Origin of the sequence: Micromonospora sp. 15K316 (assembly GCF_004348525.1) — a bacterium.
GTDB lineage: Bacteria > Actinomycetota > Actinomycetes > Mycobacteriales > Micromonosporaceae > Micromonospora.
The window spans coordinates 1-1,276 of record NZ_SMKG01000416.1 but is presented as its reverse complement, the minus strand read 5'-3'; the positions used below and the strand labels follow the sequence as shown (position 1 = coordinate 1,276).

The following is a 1,276-nucleotide window of genomic DNA, read 5'->3' as shown; positions in this document are numbered from 1 at the left end:
CCCCCCGACCCCGGCCCTCGCGCCGCCCCGTGAAGGCGGTGCTCTTCGACTTCCACGGCACGCTCGCCCAGGTGGAGGAGCCCCTGGACTGGGTGGTCAAGGCCGCGGCGGCGTGCGGGGTCACCCTCGACCGGGTCAAGGCCACGATCCTGGCGGACCGGCTGCTCACCGCGGGCCGGGCCGGTGGGCCGCTGCCCGCCCGGGTGCCGCCCCGGCTGGCCGAGGACTGGGCGACGCGGGACCTCTACCCGCATGCCCACCGGGCCGCCTACACCGGCCTGGCCGAGACGGTCGACGCCGGCATCGAGGGGCTCGCCGAGGCGCTCTACGAGCGGCTGCTGGTGGCCGAGGGGTGGGTCCCCTACCCGGACACCGCGCCGACCATCGCCGCGCTGCGTGACGCGGGGATCAGGGTGGCGGTGGTGAGCAACATCGGCTTCGACCTGCGCGCGCACTTCGACACCTGGCAGCTCACCGACCTGGTCGACGCCTTCGTGCTCTCGTACGAGGTGGGGCGCTGCAAGCCCGACCCCGGGATCTTCCTGCGCGCCTGCGGGATGCTCGGCGTCGACCCGGAGGAGACCCTGATGGTCGGCGACACGCCGGCGGACGCGGGTGCCGCCGCGGCCGGCTGCGCCGTGCTGGTGCTGCCCGCGGCCGACGCGGGCCGGGAGAACGGTCTCGGGGCGGTCCTCGACCTCGCCCTGCCGGCCTGACCCTGCCCGGCCGCGCGCTGCCGGCCGCGGCCGCCGTCCCCGGCGGCCGGAGGGCCCACCGCCGCGCGACGAGGGCTGGCTCACCTCGGAAGAGGCGGCGTACGCCCAGCTGAGGGGCGGCCCCTAGCGTCACCGGCATGACCGACACGCTGATCGCCGACCGGCTGGCGCCGGGCGCGCCACCGGTCCGCCGCACGAACGTGGGCGCGGTGGGGCTGGTGCTCGGCGGGGCGTTGTCGGTGCAGTTCGGCTCGGCGGTGGCGTCGACGCTCTTCCCGCGTACCGGGGTGGCCGGCGCGGTCACCCTCCGGCTGGCCATCTCCGCGGTGCTGCTGCTCGCCGTGTGCCGGCCCCGGCTGCGGGGCCACGACCGGGCGGACTGGCTGCTGGCCGGGACGTTCGGGCTGACCCTCGCGGCGATGAACTCGATCTTCTACCAGGCCATCGAGCGGATCCCGCTCGGCCCGGCCGTCACCCTGGAGGTGCTCGGCCCGCTGGCGCTGTCGGTCCTCACCGCGCGGCGGGCGGCGAGCTGGGCGTGCGCGGGGGTGGGTTTGGCC

At 77.0% G+C, this 1,276-nt stretch carries 2 protein-coding genes; both read left to right on the top strand.

Annotation, left to right across the window (positions count from 1 at the left end; genetic code table 11):
• The coding region (locus tag E1211_RS32065) for an HAD family hydrolase (RefSeq protein ID WP_243709804.1) at positions 1–716 on the top strand (716 nt) is incomplete at its 5' end.
• A 137-nt stretch (positions 717–853) separates the two neighbouring features.
• Positions 854–1,276, top strand: a 423-nt coding sequence (locus tag E1211_RS32060; RefSeq protein WP_371686236.1) for a DMT family transporter, incomplete at its 3' end; no start/stop codon positions are given.